The 21,748-nt window shown below is 41.9% G+C and carries 19 protein-coding genes; 8 read left to right on the forward strand and 11 right to left on the reverse strand.

The features are described from left to right. Positions 1–313: 313 nt before the first annotated feature. Positions 314–2,383 (reverse strand): acyltransferase family protein, encoded by a 2,070-nt coding sequence (locus tag MWG72_RS12325; protein WP_247144157.1) that lies wholly within the window; start codon positions 2,381–2,383, stop codon positions 314–316. 598 nt (positions 2,384–2,981) lie between these two features. Between MWG72_RS12325 and MWG72_RS12330 the strand changes: the two genes are divergently transcribed. The 5 genes from MWG72_RS12330 to MWG72_RS12350 all read left to right on the forward strand — a co-directional run bounded on the left by MWG72_RS12330 (position 2,982) and on the right by MWG72_RS12350 (position 7,524). Further along, positions 2,982–3,467, forward strand: coding sequence for an NUDIX hydrolase (locus MWG72_RS12330; protein WP_247144158.1), 486 nt, complete (start codon positions 2,982–2,984; stop codon positions 3,465–3,467). A gap of 4 nt (positions 3,468–3,471) precedes the next feature. Then, on the forward strand, positions 3,472–4,611 hold the full coding sequence (mnmA, locus tag MWG72_RS12335; RefSeq protein WP_247144159.1) for a tRNA 2-thiouridine(34) synthase MnmA: 1,140 nt from the start codon (positions 3,472–3,474) through the stop codon (positions 4,609–4,611). A gap of 7 nt (positions 4,612–4,618) precedes the next feature. Further along, positions 4,619–5,350 carry a high frequency lysogenization protein HflD gene (gene hflD / locus MWG72_RS12340; protein WP_005107369.1) on the forward strand — a complete coding sequence of 244 codons (732 nt, stop codon included), beginning with the start codon at positions 4,619–4,621 and terminating at the stop codon, positions 5,348–5,350. Positions 5,351–5,404: 54 nt separating this feature from the next. After that, on the forward strand, positions 5,405–6,793 hold the full coding sequence (purB, locus tag MWG72_RS12345) for an adenylosuccinate lyase (RefSeq protein ID WP_247144160.1): 1,389 nt from the start codon (positions 5,405–5,407) through the stop codon (positions 6,791–6,793). A gap of 89 nt (positions 6,794–6,882) precedes the next feature. Further along, complete coding sequence (locus MWG72_RS12350) at positions 6,883–7,524, forward strand: DUF2238 domain-containing protein (RefSeq protein ID WP_247144161.1); 642 nt, start codon at positions 6,883–6,885, stop codon at positions 7,522–7,524. A 72-nt stretch (positions 7,525–7,596) separates the two neighbouring features. Here MWG72_RS12350 and MWG72_RS12355 read toward each other — a convergent pair whose 3' ends face one another. The 10 genes from MWG72_RS12355 to MWG72_RS12400 all read right to left on the reverse strand — a co-directional run bounded on the left by MWG72_RS12355 (position 7,597) and on the right by MWG72_RS12400 (position 19,276). Further along, the gene (locus tag MWG72_RS12355; RefSeq protein WP_247144162.1) at positions 7,597–7,836 is read right to left on the reverse strand and encodes a hypothetical protein; all 240 of its coding nucleotides are present in this window, start codon (positions 7,834–7,836) and stop codon (positions 7,597–7,599) included. 57 nt (positions 7,837–7,893) lie between these two features. Beyond that, on the reverse strand, positions 7,894–8,325 hold the full coding sequence (locus tag MWG72_RS12360; RefSeq protein ID WP_004279718.1) for a hypothetical protein: 432 nt from the start codon (positions 8,323–8,325) through the stop codon (positions 7,894–7,896). A gap of 109 nt (positions 8,326–8,434) precedes the next feature. Further along, positions 8,435–9,397 carry a protease SohB gene (gene sohB, locus MWG72_RS12365; protein WP_247144163.1) on the reverse strand — a complete coding sequence of 321 codons (963 nt, stop codon included), beginning with the start codon at positions 9,395–9,397 and terminating at the stop codon, positions 8,435–8,437. Positions 9,398–9,549: 152 nt separating this feature from the next. Next, the gene (gene pstB / locus MWG72_RS12370; RefSeq protein WP_004279716.1) at positions 9,550–10,464 is read right to left on the reverse strand and encodes a phosphate ABC transporter ATP-binding protein PstB; all 915 of its coding nucleotides are present in this window, start codon (positions 10,462–10,464) and stop codon (positions 9,550–9,552) included. Between the two features lie 13 nt (positions 10,465–10,477). Next, entirely contained in the window at positions 10,478–11,869 is a 1,392-nt protein-coding gene (gene pstA, locus MWG72_RS12375) for a phosphate ABC transporter permease PstA (protein WP_004279713.1), read from the reverse strand. Beyond that, positions 11,869–13,248: a phosphate ABC transporter permease subunit PstC gene (gene pstC, locus MWG72_RS12380; protein ID WP_247144164.1), complete on the reverse strand. Its 1,380-nt coding sequence runs from the start codon at positions 13,246–13,248 to the stop codon at positions 11,869–11,871. Before pstC ends, pstA begins: the two co-directional genes overlap by 1 nt. Positions 13,249–13,352: 104 nt before the next feature. Further along, positions 13,353–14,384 (reverse strand): substrate-binding domain-containing protein, encoded by a 1,032-nt coding sequence (locus tag MWG72_RS12385; protein ID WP_004279710.1) that lies wholly within the window; start codon positions 14,382–14,384, stop codon positions 13,353–13,355. 459 nt (positions 14,385–14,843) lie between these two features. Continuing rightward, positions 14,844–16,193, reverse strand: coding sequence for an MFS transporter (locus tag MWG72_RS12390; protein WP_085064273.1), 1,350 nt, complete (start codon positions 16,191–16,193; stop codon positions 14,844–14,846). A 173-nt stretch (positions 16,194–16,366) separates the two neighbouring features. Then, complete coding sequence (locus MWG72_RS12395) at positions 16,367–17,899, reverse strand: pyridoxal phosphate-dependent decarboxylase family protein (protein ID WP_247144165.1); 1,533 nt, start codon at positions 17,897–17,899, stop codon at positions 16,367–16,369. Between the two features lie 3 nt (positions 17,900–17,902). Beyond that, a complete protein-coding gene (locus MWG72_RS12400; protein WP_005246815.1) occupies positions 17,903–19,276 on the reverse strand; it encodes a diaminobutyrate--2-oxoglutarate transaminase in 1,374 nt (457 codons plus the stop codon). Between the two features lie 475 nt (positions 19,277–19,751). Here MWG72_RS12400 and MWG72_RS12405 point away from each other — a divergent pair, with 475 nt between their 5' ends. The 3 genes from MWG72_RS12405 to MWG72_RS12415 form a co-directional block, all read left to right on the forward strand. Beyond that, the gene (locus MWG72_RS12405) at positions 19,752–20,456 is read left to right on the forward strand and encodes an SIMPL domain-containing protein (RefSeq protein WP_247144166.1); all 705 of its coding nucleotides are present in this window, start codon (positions 19,752–19,754) and stop codon (positions 20,454–20,456) included. 164 nt (positions 20,457–20,620) lie between these two features. Further along, complete coding sequence (locus tag MWG72_RS12410; RefSeq protein WP_247144167.1) at positions 20,621–21,217, forward strand: phosphatase PAP2 family protein; 597 nt, start codon at positions 20,621–20,623, stop codon at positions 21,215–21,217. A 268-nt stretch (positions 21,218–21,485) separates the two neighbouring features. Continuing rightward, the coding region (locus MWG72_RS12415) for an Arm DNA-binding domain-containing protein (RefSeq protein ID WP_247144168.1) at positions 21,486–21,748 on the forward strand (263 nt) is incomplete at its 3' end.

Genomic DNA, 21,748 nt, shown 5'->3' on the forward strand with positions numbered 1-21,748 from the left:
AAGAGAGGCATATTTTAATTCTACTTATCAGACATGAACATGATAAAAAATATTTCTAAAGTGTTTACTGCTTATATTATTTAATATGACGGATTTAAAAAAATCAAATGGATCAATACGTAATATGTTGAGGCTATTTGTTCCTGCATTTATGTCTGTGATAATTGAGTTAATATAAACATTTAAAAAATTATTAATTTACTAGCTTCTTTTAATATAAGGCCAGTATTAGAGTCTTTTCATGCTTTTTACAGGATAAATTCCGGGAAATTTCAAAAATGGAATAAATCCTCTCTCCAAGTAACATCTCAACTTAATATCTAAATACTTGTTCAAACATAGGGACTAAAAATTTATTGCCATATTCACTCAAATGGTCATCATCATAATACAAAGGACGAGCATTTTTTGAACCATAGCAATATTCTGTATCACATAAATAAGGCAGAGGATTCAAGATTTTTACTCCACAGCGCTGAGCTGCTTCATCCTGAGCATCCCAGACAATTTTATGCCGTTTATGATATTCAGAAAGTGATAGCTTCATATCTTCCACAGCACCATGAATAACCAGCTTATGCGAAATGGTCTTGGGAATATCTATTCCGAACTCTGGTATTGGTCGCATTAAATAAACCGGTCGGTCTTTTGCCAAACGACATGCTGTATCAACTAAAACTTGGGAAAATTCCTTTATAAACTGCCTATCCTCATTATAAAGATATTTTTTACTGAAGTAGACTGGTGCTAGTTTAGACCGTTCCGATTGGTCAGGCTCATTCACACCTTTTACATACTCTGAAGTACGACTGACCAAAACTAGCGGAATATTAGGATATTTTTTTAATTCTTCATTTGCCCATTGATTTAGAAGATCACATGAATCCGCACTGTACTCTTTATGATCTATATATCGAATGCCATCCAGTGTAGGACAGCTATCCATAAACCAGGAAATCACACCTGAGTTAAAGTGAGAGGCTGCTGTACCCAAAGAACTTGCTATTGCTGATGCATGACTATCCCCCATTAAAATTGCTAAAATTTTTTCTTTTCCGTACACACAACTCGGCGACCCTATTTTGTCATGAGAGGCATTACACTCTTCACGCCTAGGATCTATATCCCATGTTTCTGCAGCAGCAATCTCTACAATTTTAGGTAATCGAATTTCTTCAAATGGAAGTAGTTTGGCACTGATCGCGATTGCAGATAAACTCGCAAGCAAACCAAAACTAAAGATGACTAGAGCTTGTCTGGAAAGACGAAATTTCGTTAAAAATTGGCGTGAGGGTATTTCAACCAGTAAATAGGAAAGATGCCCCAGTATCAGACTAAGCACCAAACCAAATAGTATCCAGTTTAAATCATCTTGCACACTACCAAAATACAAGCCAACCACAACCGGCCAATGCCACAAGTAAATCGAATATGAACGATCTCCCAACCATTGTGCAACAGGGTGCGTGGTTAACATGGAGTCTTCCTGTTGTGACAATATAACCAGTACTGTACCCAGTACTGGTAACGCCGCCCAAGCAGAAGGCCAAACTAACCCCTTATGAATGATCAACATGGCCAATAACAATAAAAAACATCCCGCTACAAAGTACACCTTGGCAAATCTTTGTAATTGTGGAAATTCTTTCGCAGCTAAATAAACCAACCCACCAGCAACGAACTCCCAGCCTCGAACAGGCAATAAATAAAAGGAAGCTACGGGTTTCGAATGAGATATCGCGATGCTTAAAAGGAGAGATCCCAGAAATGCAAAACATAATCCGTATAATAAGGTACGGCGTTCCGATTTAATTTTTGTCAGTAGTAACAAGTAAATAGGTAATAATAGATAAAATTGAAACTCAATACCCAATGTCCATGTATGTAATAACCACTTTTCACGAGCAGTGCCATCAAAGTAATTAGAAGTACGCCAGTAATAAAGATTAGAGTTAAAAGACAGAGCACTACTCGATTGCGTACCCAAAAACATATAGTCAGGTAAGGGTAACCAAAACCACCCTAAAACCAGCAAAATAATAATAAGTATCATCAGGGCACGAAAAATCCGTCTTATCCGTGCCATATAAAAATCAAATAATTTGAAGCTGTTTTTTTCAAGACTGCTGCAAATGATTGCTGTCATCAGGAATCCTGAAATGACAAAAAATATATCTACACCCAAAAAGCCTGCATTAAACCCTGGAACTTTGAAGTGAAAAAACAAGACCATTAATACCGCATAGGCACGCAGTCCATTGATATCTAATCGAAAACCAATATTTGAATTTGGCGGTGTCATCATGTCAACCTGCTCAAAATATTTTTTTAATGTTGGGTTTATAAGTTTATTTTTTGATGCATGATGAAGAAAACTTTGCATTAAATCAGAATGCAGTTAAAAAATTAGACAATACTAGAAGGTTTATAATATCTCTTAACTTTTTAATTATATTCGGTTATTTTTCTTCTTTTTAAAAATTGATTGATATTTACTCAACCTTCTTATCTTCAAACTTGTCTTGTTTGAAGTCAATAGGCTAGACACATAACTCTATAAAAATATTTGTAGGCATCATTCAAAATACTTTTAAGACTAACATCATCACTTATCTAGCTAATTTAGGCTTTTTCGTCGTGCTATAAAGGGTATAACTATCTGATATATCAACTTTCAGTTATAGTCCTCATTACTTTAAATAATTGTTTTGGAAATCAAGCTTCTGATCCCCATCAGCATTTCTCCAAGTCCTGAAAAAATATTAACAGCCCCGCTATACTATTTTTATGTGCGTTTTCCCAGTTCTAAAATGATCACTTCAGCATTTATTTTCTCTGTAATTCATTAACCCCAAATACCATGATTATCATTGGTTGATTATTCATTAATGCATTAAGTCGCTTAAAGAAACCTGCTCTCAACATAGCCACACACCCTAAAATTTTATACAATAGTGCATCCTTTTCCATGGTGCTGCTTTATGACTGCTTGGACTGCTCATGTCACTGTCGCAACTGTCGTTGAAAAAGACAGAAAATTCCTGTTTGTAGAAGAACATACAGAAGGTGTGACACACACGGTATTTAATCAGCCAGCAGGTCATGTTGAATGCGGTGAAACTATTATCGAAGCCGCAATTCGTGAAACCATGGAAGAGACCGGACATACGGTTGAAGTAACTCATCTTTTAGGGATATATACTTATACCCCACCGATGTTCCCGGATCGTACATATTTTCGTTTCTGCTTTTTAGCCAAATCCATTGACTATGACCCAAATGCCACTTTAGATACAGATATTGTCGGCGCAGTCTGGATGACGCTCGATGAACTGATTGAATCTGCTCGTGCGCGTAGTCCATTGGTGATTAAAGCCGTGCAAGATGCACTTTCAGGTCAAAAATACCCTTTATCGCTCATTTACGAGCACCAAAATTCTCCCTTAATTTCAAATTTGGATGCCTAATCCTATGCAACAACGTGTCATCGTCGGTATGTCAGGTGGTGTAGATTCATCTGTTTCTGCTGCCCTTTTACTTCAACAAGGTTATCAGGTTGAAGGTCTTTTCATGAAAAACTGGGAAGAAGATGACGGCACAGAATATTGCACAGCGATGGAGGATCTTGCCGATGCACAAGCCGTTTGCGACAAAATCGGCATTAAACTGCATACCGCAAACTTTGCCATGGAATATTGGGATCGCGTATTCGAACATTTCCTGGCGGAATATGCAGCTGGCCGTACGCCAAACCCAGACATTTTATGTAATAAAGAAATTAAATTTCGTGCCTTTCTCGATCACGCAGTAAATCTGGGTGCAGATTTTATTGCGACGGGTCATTATTGCCGTCGTGGTGAAACCATGACCAACTCACGTGGTGAAGAATATGCACCTTTATTGCGTGGTGTGGACAATAACAAAGACCAGACTTATTTCCTGCATGCGGTTCATGGTCGTGAAATTAACAAGACCCTGTTCCCTGTTGGTGAAATTGAAAAGCCACAAGTCCGTAAAATTGCAGAAGAATTAGATCTGGTCACGGCCAAGAAAAAAGACTCGACTGGCATCTGTTTCATTGGTGAACGTCGATTTAATGACTTCTTGAAGCAATATTTACCTGCTCAACCCGGAAAAATCGTACTGGAAGACGGTAAAGAGGTTGGTGATCATCACGGCTTAATGTACTATACGCTCGGTCAACGCGGTGGTATTGGTATTGGCGGTATGAAAGGCGTCGCTGAAGGCGCCTGGTTCGTATTGCATAAAGATATCGAAGGCAATCGTCTGGTGGTCGGCCAAGGCCATGAACACCCACTGATGCAAAGCACCATACTTTGGAGTGAGGCGATTGACTGGGTGGCAGGTGAGCAAGATATTCCTGAAACAGGTTTCCGCTGTACAGCCAAAACCCGTTACCGTCAGACTGATCAAGCGTGTACGGTATACCAGGATTCAGAATCACCGAATGGTGTTCGTGTTGAGTTTGATGAACCTCAACGTGCAGTGACCCCGGGTCAAAGCGTGGTGTTCTATTCAGGTGAAGTTTGTTTAGGGGGTGGTGTGATTCATCATACCAATGCGCCTAAACCTGATTTTATAAAAGGATGAATTCGGCATGACGGAGTTACCATTTCAACCAGCCACAACGTTGAATACTCGTCAAAATCGTGCTTTGGCATTAGCGGGTGTGTTTCAGGCCACCCAGCTAACCCATATGACAGCATTGACGGGTCAGCAAAGCATTGGTGAAAGTGGTAACTTTTATTTTGAACAGTTGATTAGAGCCAGTCTTAATATCCGTCCCGGCAGCAATCAGAATGCCCAGACGCTCGACTTTTTTAATCAACTGGCCGATATTTCCTTAGGTTTAAAAACATTAGAAAGCAGCATTATTCAACCCTTCAATACTTCTCCAAAATCCAGAATTCCAAAACTTTCCAGCACCAAACTTCCTATGAGCTATGCAATGGCACTTCTTCAATTAGAAAAGAAGGTCTATAGCAACCCCAAATTTGTTGAAATTATTGAACAGTCCCAACAGAAAATTCTCAGACAGCTCTCCTTCTTCGATAATAATTACCTGCACCCCAGCATCATTGCCAATCTCGCTCAAACCTATGTCGATACGGCCGGACAGATTAATCCGCGTATTATGGTACGTGGCAATGCCGAAGCCTTTAAAGATGCCGGACATACCAACCGCATTCGTGCGTCATTATTTACCGGTTTGCAAATGGCACACCTGTGGCGTCAGCTCGGTGGCAGCTCTTGGGGCATGGTATTTGGCAAACGCAAGTTGCTACAAGATATTCAGAATCTAGCGCGTTTACAGTTTCAGGTGGTTTAACTGATGCTGCACGTGTTTCGTTTTACGTTTAATTCCAAAATCTAAGGAATCGATATGAACGCTTTAACTGCACTTTCTCCATTAGATGGACGTTACGCGAGCAAATGTGATGCTCTACGTCCCTTTCTTTCTGAGTTTGGTTTAATCCATGCTCGTGTGACTGTTGAAGTGCGTTGGTTACAAGCGCTTGCAAACCACCCGAAAATTACTGAAGTACCGGCGTTTTCAGGCGAAACTAATGCAGCGCTTGATACGATTGTGAGCGATTTTTCTGAAGATGACGCCAATCGCATCAAAGAGATCGAACGCACCACTAACCACGACGTTAAAGCGGTTGAGTATTTCCTGAAAGAAAAAATCGCTGGTATCGAAGAACTTAAAAATGCCGGTGAATTCATTCACTTTGCATGTACGTCTGAAGATATTAACAACCTGTCACATGCCTTGATGCTGAAAAGCGGTCGTGATGTACTGGTTGCATCTATGCAGCAAATCATCGATTCAATCGTTGCGCTTTCTGAAAAGCATGCAGACCAGCCAATGTTGTCTCGTACTCATGGTCAAACTGCAAGCCCGACAACTTTGGGTAAAGAAATGGCGAACGTGGCTTACCGCCTTGCACGCCAAATCAAACAGTTCAAAAATGTTGAGCTACTGGGCAAAATCAATGGTGCAGTAGGTAACTACAATGCGCACTACTCTGCTTACCCAGACATCAACTGGCCTGCGCATTCACAAGCATTTGTAGAGTCTTTGGGTCTAGACTTCAACCCGTACACCACTCAAATCGAGCCACATGACTATATGGCTGAACTGTTTGATGCGCTACGTCGTTTCAACACTATTCTGATCGATTTTAACCGTGACATTTGGGGCTATATCTCTCTTGGTTTCTTCAAGCAAAAACTAAAAGAAGGCGAAGTTGGTTCTTCAACCATGCCACACAAAGTTAACCCAATTGACTTTGAAAACTCTGAAGGTAACTTGGGTATTGCCAATGCTGTACTTGCACACCTTGGCGAAAAACTGCCAATTTCTCGCTGGCAGCGTGACCTGACTGACTCGACTGTACTTCGCAACATGGGTGTTGGTTTTGCGCAAAGCTTAATTGCTTTTGAAGCTTGCTCTAAAGGTATTGGCAAACTTGAATTGAATGCTGCGCGTATCAATGAAGATTTAGACAATGCTCAAGAAGTATTGGCTGAGCCTATTCAAACTGTAATGCGTCGTTACAACGTTGAAAAACCGTACGAAAAATTAAAAGCCCTGACTCGTGGTCAAGCCATGACTCGCGACATGATGGTAGATTTCGTAAAGGGTAACGAGTTGGAAGCTGTTCCCGCTGCTGACCGTGCACGTTTAGCGGAAATGACCCCTGCATCATATACAGGTAATGCTGCTGATCAAGCCAAACAAGTAGCTGAGCTAATTGCTAAAATCTAATTTGCAATAAGAGGAAAAGGCGAAGCTCAGGCTTCGCCTTTTTATTTATAATGTATTTTATTCTAAAAAAGATATTTCATAATAACGACATGATTGAGCATCGACTTTCCGCCAAACATTACGCGAGCCTGGGCATTTTAATTCTGGCGATTTTGCTTGCCAGTATTCGTCCTTTAGAACTGGAAGCTTATCTCTTGCATCAGGCAGGCACAGTTTTCATGATCATCATGCTGCTCATCTGCCTGTATAAAATCGGCCTGAATTTTTTAAGTTTTAATTTATATATTCTTTTTTTGATTGTTCATGTGATTGCTGCACACTATCTGTATTCTTATGTGCCTTATAACCAGTGGATCGAGCAGATTTTTGGCTTTAATCTGAATGAAGTGATGCACTGGTCACGCAATATGTTCGACCGATTTGTCCATCTGGCCTACGGATTATTACTTTATCCAATTTTCTATCGCCTGTTTCAGGTCTGGTTGCCGCAGCAAAAACCCGTGGTCATTTTCCTGCTGGTAATTCAGTTTGTGATGGCCAGCAGCATGCTCTATGAATGGCTGGAATGGCTGATTGCCATTGGTTTATCTCCTGAGGAAGCTGAAAACTATAATGGACAACAAGGTGATATGTGGGATGCGCACAAAGACGTCTTGCTTGCTACGATTGGCGCGGCGATAACAGGCGGTCTACAGTTAATACCGACAAATCAAAAAAGCTCACCGAAGTGAGCTTTGAAATTCATTCAAGATCAACTGAATTAAAGTTTTGGATCACGGATTTAATTACATTCATATCTTCAATTATGAATGTGGGCAATATCGCATCCAATCATCTTTCATTTTTTGCAGTTCATTCCCCGTCAACATCTCACTGTAATAAATGAAATAGGTTACATCAGGATATTGAATCTCATGACGGAACATCATGCCACGCAGTGACACAAATAACTCCTCAGGAAAATCATCCTCTAAATAAAGTTCTTCAAATTCATAATTAAAATAACAATTTTGCGTCGCAAGAAATGCTTCAGCTATAGCCATGTTTCTGCTCTAACAATGAAATATGCTTTATATTATCTGATTAGTTTCAATGATGGTTTACATTTCATTCGGTTCAATCCATTGAACAAACTTAGATTCTGACAAATGTGGATATTTGAACTTATCTAGATATTCAAAACAGGCCTTTTGGCCTTGAGGAATTTTATCCAGATGCTTATCGAAAAATAAATGCCGACTATATTGAGCGCCATCAAAGCGAATACTCACACGTTCAAATTCATTACCACCTCGAACTTTATGCATCTGATAAAACTGCACAACACCACATTCCTTCGATGGAATAACAGGTGGATCATTGGGCTTTAGAAAGCTATACAGCAGAAAGATACAAACGCCGGGTAGAAAACTCAGCCAAAACAAAACCTTCTTAGAATTATCCTGAGTTAATTTTGCTTCAGAATAAAGCATACATAACATCGGAATAAATACGATACTAAAAAAACCAAGCAACAAAATAAACGTGAGCATATGAGCCTAGACTCAATCAGAGTACTCCACTTATATCATAACAATATGATTTCAAAAAATAAAAAAGCTAACCGAAGTGAGCTTTAAAATTCATTCAAGATCAACTGAATTAAAGTTTTGGATCACGCATTTGTACCAAGTTTGCATCGGCTTTACTTAAGCTTTCCATGACTTTATTCATGACAGTGGGTACCAGTGAATCAGCAATTTGCGCTGCTTGCAGGCCCAGCTTTTCACCCAAAGTTGGTTTTTTTCGGGTCTGGATGGAATAGATATCATGTTGGGTTAACAAGTTGAGCAGGTATTCATCTGAGGTTTGCAGTTTATCCACCAGATTTAGATCTAGCGCATCCCGACCATACCAATGCTCACCAGTGGCCACTTTTTCAATATTCAGCTGCGGGCGATACTTCTCAACAAAATGTTTGAATAAAGTATGGGTTTGCTGTAATTCTTCTTCAAACTTGGCCTTACCTTCTTCGGTATTTTCACCAAACATGGTCACAGTACGTTTGTACTGACCAGCAGTATAAAGCTCAAAGTCGATTTTATTGTCTTTTAGCAAACGGTTAAAATTGGGGACTTGAGCAACTACACCAATTGAGCCGACAATCGCGAATGGTGCAGAAATAATTTCATTGGCAATACACGCCATCATATAACCGCCACTGGCCGCCACTTTATCGACACAGATGGTCAAATGAAAACCTGCCTCACGTAAACGTACCAATTGAGCCGCTGCAAGTCCATAACCATGGACCATGCCTCCCGGGCTTTCCAGACGCACTACAACGCGGTCACGACCTGCTTTGGCTGTGGCCAGAATCAGAGTGATTTCTTCACGTAAGCCTTCTACCGCAGAAGCCGCCATATCACCTTTAAAATCGAGTACATAGATTTTTTGATTGGTTTTCTTACGCGCACGCGCTTCTTTTGACAGTTGTTGCGACAACTGTAAAAGTTCCAGTTTAGAGCCAGTAGTTTGCGCTATTTTTTTTCGTTGTTCATTGATACGCGCATTGAGATGACTAATACGGATTTCAGCGGACAGTTTCGGAGTATGAAATAACATAAAAAATCTATTCTCTATTTAATTCGGATTTATCCCTTTAGATTAGGTCAATTTCGGTTTTTTTCAACTTTATTTCGAGAATTATTACGATTATCACCATCTATTTCACCTATAAAAAAAAGAGCCTTGCGGCTCTTATTCTAGATATCGGATTAACCGAAACGCCCGGTAATATAGGCTTCAGTCAACTGATGATCTGGCTGGGTAAAGACTTTCTCGGTCGAGTTCACTTCAATTAAATCACCCAAATGGAAGTATGCAGTACGATCCGATACACGTGCTGCCTGTTGCATGGAGTGAGTTACAATCGCGATGGTATATTGCGTAGATAGCTCAGAAATCAGCTCTTCTACTTTAGCGGTTGCAATGGGATCAAGTGCTGAACATGGTTCATCCATCAGGATCACTTCCGGGCTGACTGCAATGGTACGCGCGATACACAGACGTTGCTGCTGACCACCCGATAAACCTGTTCCCGGCTGGTTTAAACGATCTTTCACTTCTTCCCACAAACCAGCTTTACGCAAACTGCCTTCTACAATTTCTTCAAGATCGTACTTGTCACGCGCCAAACCATGCAGTTTTGGACCATAGGAGACATTATCGAAGATTGATTTCGGGAATGGGTTCGGCTTCTGGAAAACCATACCAACCTGTGCACGTAGCAAGACCACATCTAGGTTTGGATCATAAATATCCTGATTGTCCAGCATGACTTTACCGGTCACACGGCAGCTATCAATGGTATCGTTCATGCGGTTTAAGGTACGCAGAAAGGTCGATTTACCACAGCCTGATGGCCCAATAAAAGCAATCACTTCATTTTCATAAATGTTCAGGTCAATGCCTTTAATCGCTTCCGCTTCACCATAGTACACATGCACATCAGAAGTACTAAGTTTCACATTCGTCGACTTCGCATCTTTTTTGCTGCTGCTTTGCGTATCGAACTGGGAAACAAACGGAGTTGCTGGCTTTTGAGTCGCCTCATCCGAGGTGAATTGTGTCTGTTGTGGATTCACGATTTGATCCTTTTTTAAGGAATTTTGAATAACAGTTGTGTTCATGATTCTGCCCCTATTACCAACGGACTTCAAATTTCTTACGTAACCAGATGGCCAGACTGTTCAAGCTGATCATCATGGCCAGAAGTACAATAATTGCTGCTGCGGTACGCCCTTCAAAGAAGTTACGCAATTCATTGCCTTGCCATAAGAAAATCTGTACAGGTAAAGCCGTTGACTGATCAAATGGTGTGGCTGGAACGCTGGCAACAAAAGCACTCATCCCGATTAATAACAATGGTGCGGTTTCACCCAAAGCTTGTGCAACCCCGATAATTGCACCCGTCAAAATGCCCGGTAAAGCCAAAGGCAAGACATGATGGAATACGGTCTGGATACGGGAAGCACCGAGTCCCAAAGCGGCCTGACGAATCGAAGGTGGAACCGCTTTAAGTGATGCGCGTGTGGTGATGATCACAGTCGGTAAGGTCATCAGACTCAGCACCAGACCACCCACCAATGGTGCTGACAGTGGCAAATGCATCCAGCCAATGAAGATCGCTGCACCCAATAGACCGAAGACAATTGAGGGAACGGCTGCCAGGTTGTTGATATTGACTTCGACCACATCGGTAATCCAGTTTTTCGGTGCAAACTCTTCCAGATAGATCGCAGAGGCCACCCCGATTGGAATCGAGATAAAGATCACAATCATCATCATGAACAGCGAGCCCATGAAGGCACCTGCCAAGCCAGAAGTTGCTGGTGAGCTGCGCGAGTCAGGACTGGTGAAAATATTGGTATTGAAACTATTTTCAATCACACCAGAGGCTTTCATCTCGTCCGCCACCTGACGTACTTCAGGACTGAGCTGCTGCTGTTCATCTGGAAGATCACGGTCAATATTTCCTGCCAGCCAGACATCGACATTGGCATCCGCCAGAATTTTCACTTCCTTGCTTTGACCGACCAGACTCGGATCATTCATGACCATGTCTCGCAAGCGGTACGCCTCAGAACTGGTATATAAAGAACCCAGTTCATCACGCTGGCTTTCCAGCTTGCTGTCTTTGGCAATCATGCCATTGATAATCAGCGCATCCCAATCCACCATTCCGACTTCGGTCTGCCACGCGATAAAGCGATCTTCAAACTGCGCTGGAGATTCTCCTGCAGCTGGCTTCGGTTTTGGACCAATATCCACAATGGCTGGATCGAAATGAATCGGCAAACTCATGCTGCTTTGCCAGAATGCAGGCAAACCTTTGGATAAAATACTCCCGAACAGCAATACCACAAAGAACAGACCTGCCAGTACCGCAGAGAAACCAAATAAACGAAAGGTTTTTTCTTTACGATGACGTCGTGCCAAAGAGCTTTGAATGGTCTTCTTACGCTTTTCACGCAGCTCGGCGGCGATGGATGGATCAATACGCTGATCCACAGGCGTTGTATTTGAAGTACTCATTAGTCGTATTGCTCACGATATTTACGCACGATGATCAGTGCAACAATGTTCAAACCTAAGGTAATGACGAATAGCGTCAGTCCTAGTGCAAAGGCCACCAGTGCTTGTGGACTAGCAAAATCAGTATCGCCAGTTAGCTGATTCACGATGGTAATCGTGACCGTGGATACTGCTTCAAGCGGATTGGCATGCAACTGCGGGCTGTTCCCGGCTGCAAGAACCACGATCATGGTTTCACCAATTGCACGTGACGCCGCCAACAGGAACGCACCGATAATACCCGGTAGAGCCGCGGGTAAAACCACCTGACGGATCGTTTCAGATTTGGTCGCGCCCAAGCCCAAAGAACCATCACGTAAGGCACGCGGCACCTGAGTGATGATGTCGTCTGACAGAGAAGATACAAATGGAATGATCATGATACCCATGACCAGACCAGCAGTTAGCGCACTGGTCGCATTAATTTCGAGTCCGACCAGAGCACCCATGCTTTTAAGGAATGGACCGATGATCATCAAAGCAAAGACACCATAGACAATCGTAGGAATACCCGCCAACACTTCAATTGTAGGTTTTGCCCAAGAGCGGAATCGCGGTGAAGCGTATTCGGCCAGATAGATCGCAATCATCAGGCCTACTGGAACCGCGACCAGAAGCGCGATCCCGCTGACCATGAGCGTGCCCCAGAGCAGTGGCAATAAACCATAACTGCCTTCAGCACTGCCAGAGGTGCTAAACCCTGGGTTCCATTGGGTACCAAAGAAGAAATCGAGTGGGCTAACGAAGCTGAAGAAACGCATCGCCTCGCCAAACATCGACATCACAATCCCGAGAGTGGTCAGAATCGCCACACCTGAACACAATGCCAGGCCGATATTAATCATTTTTTCGACTTGGTTACGCGCACGGAATTCTTGGCTAATATGTTTCTTGGCCCAGACCAGACCAGCCAGCGCCGCCGAAATCACGACTGCCAATTTGGCAAAGGTACCAATGGTCGAGAATTTCGCCAACTGTTCCGCAGCTGCAACTTCATAGGCTGCCGGTGTATCACTGACCCCGAAACCTGAGGCAAGTGCCTGAACGCGATCAATCACAACGCTCAAACTTGCCGGATCCAGACTGACCGAAACATTTTCTGGCAAATGGTTGAGTACGACCTGCTCCAGAAAAGTGGGTTCCACCATGTTCCAAACAATCAAAATTAAAAACGCAGGGATACCACACCATAGTGCAACCAGGGCACCATAATATCCGGGACGCGAGTGTAAGTTTGCAGAATTGCTTCCCTTACCTGCTAAGCTACGGCTTTTACTTAATCCGATTTGATAGGCTATGGCCATGATGGCCAATAACACACCTATAAGTAGCAGATTCATGTATTCTCCACTGTTTTTTCAATTTTCATGGTTTGAAAAAACTTGTTTATCGCAAAAAGCCGATGGTAGGTTGACCCTACCACCAGCGTTTTCAAAATCATTTATTACTTCACAACAACCGCTTTACCAGCCTTGAAATTTGCCAGGACTGCCGCACGTTCTTTATCAGACATTGAAATCAGACCTGCTTTTTCCAACTTAGAGCCTTTGCCAGATACTTTCTTGTTCAGGAAGTATTCTGTGAACTGCGGTAAGCCTTTGATCGATTTCAAGTGCTCGCCTTTCACATAGAAGAACAATGGACGTGATACCGGATAAGCACCATTCAAGATGGTCTTTTCAGAAGGCGCTACATTGTTCACCGTAGCAACACGTAGACGGTCACGGTTCTGGTCATAGAAACCTAGGCCAAACACACCTACCGCACTTGGAGAAGTTTTTAAACGTGCCAATGTTTCGGTATAGTCACCGGCAATCTCAACCACACGGCCATCTTTACGGAATGTTGTACAAGCTTTTTTCTTAGCATCTTTGTCTAGAGACTTAATTGCAGCATACGTTTCACAACCTGCATCCACCATTTTCTCCTGGAAGACTTCGCGCGTACCATGATTCGACGCAGGAATTACCAGGGTGATAGGTTCATTCGGAAGTGCTTTGTCAATTTGGTTCCAACGCGTGTACGGGTTAGCGACCATTTTTCCATTTGATGGAAGTTGTGCAGCAAGTGCAGCGAAGACATGTTGTGGACGCAGTTTATAAGCCGCTTTGTTTGCATTCGATGCAAACACAATACCGTCATAACCGATTTTGATTTCTAGGACTTGGTTAACGCCATTCTTTTTACATTCTGCCAGCTCTGTACTCTTGATTTGACGAGAAGAGTTTGCGATATCAATCGTGTTATCACCCACGCCATTACAGAACTGCTTTAAACCACCTGAAGAACCGCCAGAACCGACAACTGGTGTTTTAAACTGTGGAAAAGTATTACCGAATTCTTCTGCCACGATACTGGCATATGGAAGTACAGTTGAAGAACCTGCAATTTGAATGGTGTCACGTGCTGCGTGTGCAGTCGTTACAGCAGTTGCCCCGGTTACTGCTAATGCTAAAGCTATATTTGTAAAGCGCATTCTAGTATCTCTCTCATTTATGCAAATTTGGAGTACACCACTTTTTATTCAGTTTTGTACTTCTTTCGATACCTGCATTTTGATTTTAGAATATGACAGATAAGTTACAGCTTTATTACGATTTAGTGATTTTTCATCTAGCGGTTTTTTCTTGATTAAATTTTTATGGATTTCAATGATTAAGTTCTTTTTGTCATTCACTTCATTAAAAAATTTTAGACCAATGACATGTAACAATTTTTATAAAACTGAACTCAGGATAAATCCTGCTCCCCAGTTTTACATAAGCCTATGACAAATAAATAACAGGCTAAACAGGATTCAAATCTTCGGTGTTTTTGTGGTGAATTTCGATCTGGGAAATGACCTTTTTGTTTTTTAAGCTCACAAAAAAAAGGAGATCTTTCGATCTCCTTTCTATTTAAATACAGAATTTCAATCTAACTACATACAAAAATATTATGCATCTATCAGAACCTGTGGAATACGATATTTAATCAGGAATACGCAGCAAAGAGCGAATACTAAAGGTACGCCGAGCGCATAAAAATAACCTGAAACACCATATTGCGTGAGTACAATTCCGCCAATGGCTGATCCTACAATTGCACCCATACGTCCCATTCCAATTGCCCATCCTGTTGCAGTTGCACGAACTTGAGTTGGATATGCAGCGACCACCAGGTAATTCAAAGCCAATTGCTGACCACCAATTCCAAATCCTGCCAATGCAATCAAAGCGAAGATATAGCCCCACTGATTACTTTCAATAAATAAACCTAAACCAGCGACGATCACCAATCCTGTAATTAGCATAAAAGTGAGAATTTTAGCTGTATTTACTTTAGGTAGCCAATAAGCTAATGGCAAAGCAAATAAGATAAAGGCAGCATTTACTGTAACCGATGCGTAAGGCGCATTTTCCGGTGCCAATCCTGCCTGTTTCAATACAGTCGGCAACCACGATAACAACATAAACCAGGCAATCCAGTTAAAGAAATAAGTACCCCATACGCCAATGGTAGTACGAGCCAAATTATTTTGAAACAAGATCGCTAACTTGGCTTTTTGTTGTTGTGTATTATTTGGCTGAAGTAGGTCTTTAGTTCTAATCTCGCCAATTCCCGGAGAAATTTTATTGAGAATTTTTTGAATTGATCTCAAAGAGGAACTTTTATTGTTTTGCGCTAAATATTCCAAAGATTCAGGCAACAAGAAATACATGACAAACAATAATAGCAGCGGGAATCCACCGCCAATCAAATAAATCCCTTGCCAACCTAGCACTGGCAAAATCTTGGCAGCCAGTAAACCACCTAACATCGCTCCTGCTGGCAAGGCTAACAACACGCCTGTGGTAACTGTGCCTTTGAAACGTTGCGGAGAATATTCAGCAGCCAATGCAAGCAACACAGGTGTCGCCCCGCCCATCCCTAATCCGGCAATAAATCTCAATACTAATATTTGATCAACATTCGTCGCATACGCAATAAATATAGTGGCTAGAGAAAAAATGGCCGTACAGATGATTAATGTTTTTCGACGTCCTAATTTATCCCCTACCAGTCCTAAGAGCATTGCACCTATCGTCATTCCTACGATACCTGCAGTTAAAATCGGTGCTAATGCGCCTGTTTCTAAATCAAAGTGTACTAGCAAGGCTGGTGCGGTAAATGCAACAGCTTGGGTATCAAAACCATCAAATAATGCGATCAGAAAACAAAGTGCAATGACCATCCACTGATATTTAGAAATTCCTTGATCAATCACTGTTTTGATGAGTGATTTTTCTTGTATATTTTGCTCCATATTCCCGAGTTTTCCATTTTATTTTGAATAGCTTATAATTTTGAAAAACACGCAGCAAAGACTTAAAAGGTATATTTATATATTGGAGCTAGTTTGATCCTGGCATCTAAAACCGAAATTTAATTATAAAAAAAGGAGATCATTTCGATCTCCTTTTTTCACACCACCATCACTTATGCAATGGGTGGCGTATAAGTACCGTCAGCGATTGAATCTTTGATACGATCCGCTTCTGCAAGCACTAGCGCCAGCAAGTTCTTCACGTTATCAAGTGTTGCAACTGGGCTTAAAGTGGTCATTTTCAGAGACTGAACCTGACCAACTTTCGTTACACCAATGTTCGCTTCACCACGTGCAAACAGTTCGTCTGCTACGTTTTGGTTAAGCGTATCGAGTAATTCAACCGGATAGCCCGCTGGAACCACACGGAACAGTACAGAGGCAAATTGAGGCTCAAGCAGAAGCTCTAAACCGTCAGTTGCTTTAATGTAGTCTGCCACATCACGTGTTAAGCCTACACCATGATCGATCATCGAACCATAAAGCTCTTCACCTAATGCTTCTACAGTCATCCACAATTTCAATGCATCAAAACGACGCGTCGTTTGTAGTGACTTCGATACCAGGTTAGGAACGCCATGCTCTTCATCATAAGCGGAGTTCAGATACTCTGCTTCATAATGCATGAAACGGTAATTCGCTTCATCTTTCAGCAGGAACGCGCCACAAGAAATGGTTTGGAAATAATGCTTATGGAAATCAAGCGTGATCGAATCCGACAGCTCAATCCCGTCCAGCATAGAACGATAGTCATTGGATAGAATCAGTGCACCACCCCATGCCGCATCGATGTGCATCCACGCGCCATATTTATTGGTGATTTCACGAATTGCTTTCAATGGATCAATCGCGCCAGCATCCGTTGTACCCGCAGTCGCTACAACACATGCCACTATCTTGCCTTCAGACTGAAGGTGCGTCATGGTTTTTTCCAGCGCGTCTACGTCCATCTGTGCATTTTCATTCACAGGAACAGTGACCACTGACTGGAAGCCCATGCCCATCATCGCCATGTTCTTTTGCACAGAGAAATGTGCATTTTCAGAACAGATGACTTTGACATTATGCATCGCATCCGCAGGAATACCATCGCGCTGAACCGACCACGGATTACCGTTTTCGTCTTTCCAGTTTTTCGCAATGCAAGCATCACGCGCCAGCAATACGCCCATCAAGTTAGACTGTGTCCCACCAGAAGTAAATACACCTGCCTGACCCGCACCATAGCCCACTTTTTGACGTAACCAGTCAATCAGCTGAACTTCCATCAATGAACCGGCCGGGCTTTGATCCCATGAGTCCATTGACTGGTTGGTTGCATTAATCAGCACTTCCGCGATCTGGCTAGTCACCATCGTTGGACAGTGAAGATGCGCAAGTGAATGCGGATGATGCACTTTTAAGCTCTTGTTAAGGAATAGCTCAACCATACGCTCTAAAGATTTTTCTACACCCAAGCCTTCTTTAGAAGGATTGAACCCAATCGCGCTGCGTAGCTCTTTAATGCTGCCGCCAGTATACATTTTGTCATTTTGCAACCATGCCGCAACCGCTTTGGTCGCTTGGTCCATGCCAGCCTGATAGTCAGCAATGGATACAGCATCATTGCAGAGTAACGCTTTACGATGTTCTGCGAAATCTACCATGAATTATGCGCCTCGAACTGCAACTAGTGCTTCAGCAACCGATTTTTTGAAACGAGCAATTACTTCAACACATTCGTCTTGAGTAATGATCAACGGGCAAAGTAAACGAATCACTGTACCGTTACGACCACCTTTCTCAAGCAATAATTTATTGTTGAAACATGCAGTCTGGATCGCTGCAGCCAATTGACCATCAGCAGGTAAAGACCCCATATGATCCGCATCTTTGCGCTCATCTACGATTTCAACGCCGATCATCAGACCACGGCCACGCACGTTACCGATACATGGGAATTCAGCAGCCAGTTTTTTCAATTCAGCTTGCAGGAAATCACCACGCTCTTGCGCATTTTGAGCCAGGTTCTGCTCTTTAATGGTATTGATCGTTGCAAGACCTGTACCCATCGCCAATTGGTTACCACGGAATGTACCGGTGTGACCAGCAGGTTGCCATGCATCAAACTTGCGTTTAATACCTAATACTGCAAGTGGCAAGCTACCACCTACGGCTTTAGACATTACCACGACATCAGGTTCAATCCCTGCATGTTCGAACGCAAACATTTTGCCTGAACGTGCAAAACCAGCCTGAACTTCATCAAGAATCAACACGATGTTGTGTTTTTCAGTCACTTCACGGATTTTTTGCAACCATTTTACTGGCGCAGTCACCACACCGCCTTCACCCTGAATCGCTTCAAGAATTACAGCTGCAGGTTTGGTCACACCGCTTTCGACATCTTCAATGAAGTTTTCAAAGTAGTAAGTCAGGGCATCTACACCGGCTTCACCACCAAGACCCAATGGACAACGGTATTCATGCGGATACGGCATGAACTGTACACCCGGCATCAAACCGTTCACTGCATTTTTCGCAGACAGGTTACCTGTCATTGCCAATGCACCGTGAGTCATACCATGGTAGCCGCCAGAAAAGCTGATCACTGAGCTACGACCGGTAAAGGTTTTCGCCAGTTTAATCGCGGCTTCAGTTGCATCTGCACCGGATGGACCACAGAACTGCAAGCAGTACTCTTCTTGGCCACCTGGAAGATAAGAAAGAAGTGCTTCAGTAAAAGCATCTTTTAAAGGAGTAGTAAGATCCAGGGTATGCAATGGTAAACCGCTTGCAATTGTATCCTGGATACTTTGAATGACTGCAGGATGATTATGGCCTAAAGCCAACGTCCCTGCCCCAGCTAAACAATCAAGGTACTCAGTACCTTCAACATCGGTAACCCAGCAACCTTGTGCTTTCGCTATCGCTAACGGTAATTTACGTGGATAACTACGCACATTCGATTCCATCTGACTTTGGCGAGTCAAGTAGTATTCGTTTGTGGAATTGGTGGCAGGGTTTACAGAAGTAACGCTCATATCGAATTACCATCTCTGATATGGGTGAAAGAAATAAGTCTGGTGACGTTTGGTCCTTTGACTCGGCGCTTTATAAAGGTTCTAGCTAGCAGTTTTGTATTCGAATAACTAGGAGGCGGATGATACCGAATTTTTCAGGAAAATAAACAACTTTCAGTCACATTTTGTCCTAATCTTTATCGAAAAAAAACATCATGCTAATCCATCCCCTAAATCATCATCTTACAGTGTGACAGCAGAAAGAAAAGCGTGTTCTTTTATGGTTTTTTGTAGCGCAGGCGGCATTCAGGTAATCAGTCTCAAAATTATTCATTAAGTATTTAATTATTAAAAATAAATATAAATTAAATAATGAGATAAAATTAAAGAAAATTTAACACTCTTACGACAAATATTTCGTAAAAAGATCACAATTGAGATTTAATATTTTAACAACGGCCTAGATGGCCAATTTTAAGAAAAACAGGACAATTTCATGCGTCTCTTAGCACTTACCAGTTTGATCCTTGCCGGCACCCTCGCCACAGGCGCATTTGCAGCTCCTGCTGAATCTCTGAATTATAATGTTGTTAATCTTTCAGCAGAGGCTAGCCGTGAAATCTCAAATGATGAAATGCATGCTGTGCTTTATATTGAAAAATCCAACAAACAGCCGGCTGAACTGGCCACTCAAATTAACCAGCTGATGAATCAAGCAATTGCCACAGCACGCAAATATCCAACTGTGAAAATCGAGACTGGGGCACAAAGTACTTACCCTATTTATGACAATGACAACCGCAAATTAAAAGAATGGCGTGGTCGTGCCCAGATTCGTCTGGAATCAAAAGATTTTAAAGCGACATCTCAATTGATTGCTGAATTACAACAGCACTTCCAGACCCAGTCAATTAATTTCAAGGTATCTGACGAAAAGCGTAAAAAAGTTGAAAGCGAGCTGATGATTGAAGCCACCAAAAACTTCCAGCAACGCGCACAGGCACTCACCCAGACCTGGAACAAACCGAGTTATCAACTGGTGAACTTAAACCTGAATACTAATAACTATTCACCACAGCCAGTACCGCGTATGGCCATGATGAAATCTGCATCGGCTGATATGGCGGTTCCTGAGCAGGAAGTTGCGGCGGGCGAATCGCAAATGACGGTCAGCGCGAATGGGGCGATTCAGTTTAAATAAGACTTCATTATATTATTCGCACTTTTAAGAACCACCCTTTTGGGTGGTTTTTTATCATGTGAATATTCTTTAAAAAGCGAGGCTACAAATTCATACAAACTCAGGTAGGAATTGAGGTTTGACCGGTTTAGAGTAACGGACATTTATTCCAGTCTTCTCTGCTCATGTCCCTTGACCAATTGAATCTTTACCTGTTTCATATCTTAAATGTACCCGACCAAGCCTCGATCTGGATAATCAACTATGCCTCCCTGATTGCGCATGACCTGGTTTATCTCTTTTTGCTGATTTTTTCTATTGCCTGGTTCCGTGGTAGTTACCAAGTAAAAATGGGGATTATCAAAGCATTTATTTTTACAGCTATTACATTATTGATGAGTGAAGTATTGTCTGCGGTACTCAATACCCCACGCCCGTTTGTGATGGATGTTGGTCACACCCTGATTGAACATGCACCGACTGGTTCTTTTCCCAGCAACCATATGAGTATTTTTAGTGGGATTGCCTTCGCCTATTATTTTTCACCGCAGCGAGACTTGGGACGAATTCTAATCTGGACAGCTTGGCTGGTGGCATGGTCGCGTGTTTATGTCGATGTGCATTTTCCAATTGATATGCTGGGTGCATTCCTGATGGTAATAATAGTAAATTTAGCTGGCTTGCCGCTGTGGTGGAAATATGAGAATCAAATCATAAACTTTATTTTGGGTATTCATTATTGGGTATTTTCGCCTTTAATTCGAATGGGCTGGATCAAATAAATCTAATTAAAATGTCATAAAAAAACCCGCTCGAAAGCGGGATTTTTTGAATCTCTAAACTTGAATCTGAATAATTTAGTAAATCGCCATATGATTGCGATCTACTTTAAATAACACTCAAAAACATTAAGCTAAAAATTAATCACAAGTTATTATTTTAAATATATTTTATTGAATTTTACCATCCTAACAATTACCATCAACAACACTCCAAAACCACTTACCAAGTAGTTAAGTTGGTAGTTAAATTTTCATAGATAAGATATATATGCTCACCGTAAAGCAAATTGAAGCTATTCAACCTCTTGACGATAAAACTGTTAAAAATTTTGATAGTGAATTGCTATATCTCTTCACTTCCACGACCGGTCGTAAAGTTTGGAAAGTGATTTACACTTTTAATGGAAAGAAAAACACAACCACACTGGGTGAATACCCGATATTTTCAGCTAAGGAAGCTCGCCTAAAACGTGATGAAATAAAGAAACAAATTGCGGAAGGAATTGATCCTAACCAAAAGAAAAAAGCAGA

It is taken from the genome of Acinetobacter lwoffii (genome assembly GCF_022967985.1).
Classification (GTDB): domain Bacteria; phylum Pseudomonadota; class Gammaproteobacteria; order Pseudomonadales; family Moraxellaceae; genus Acinetobacter.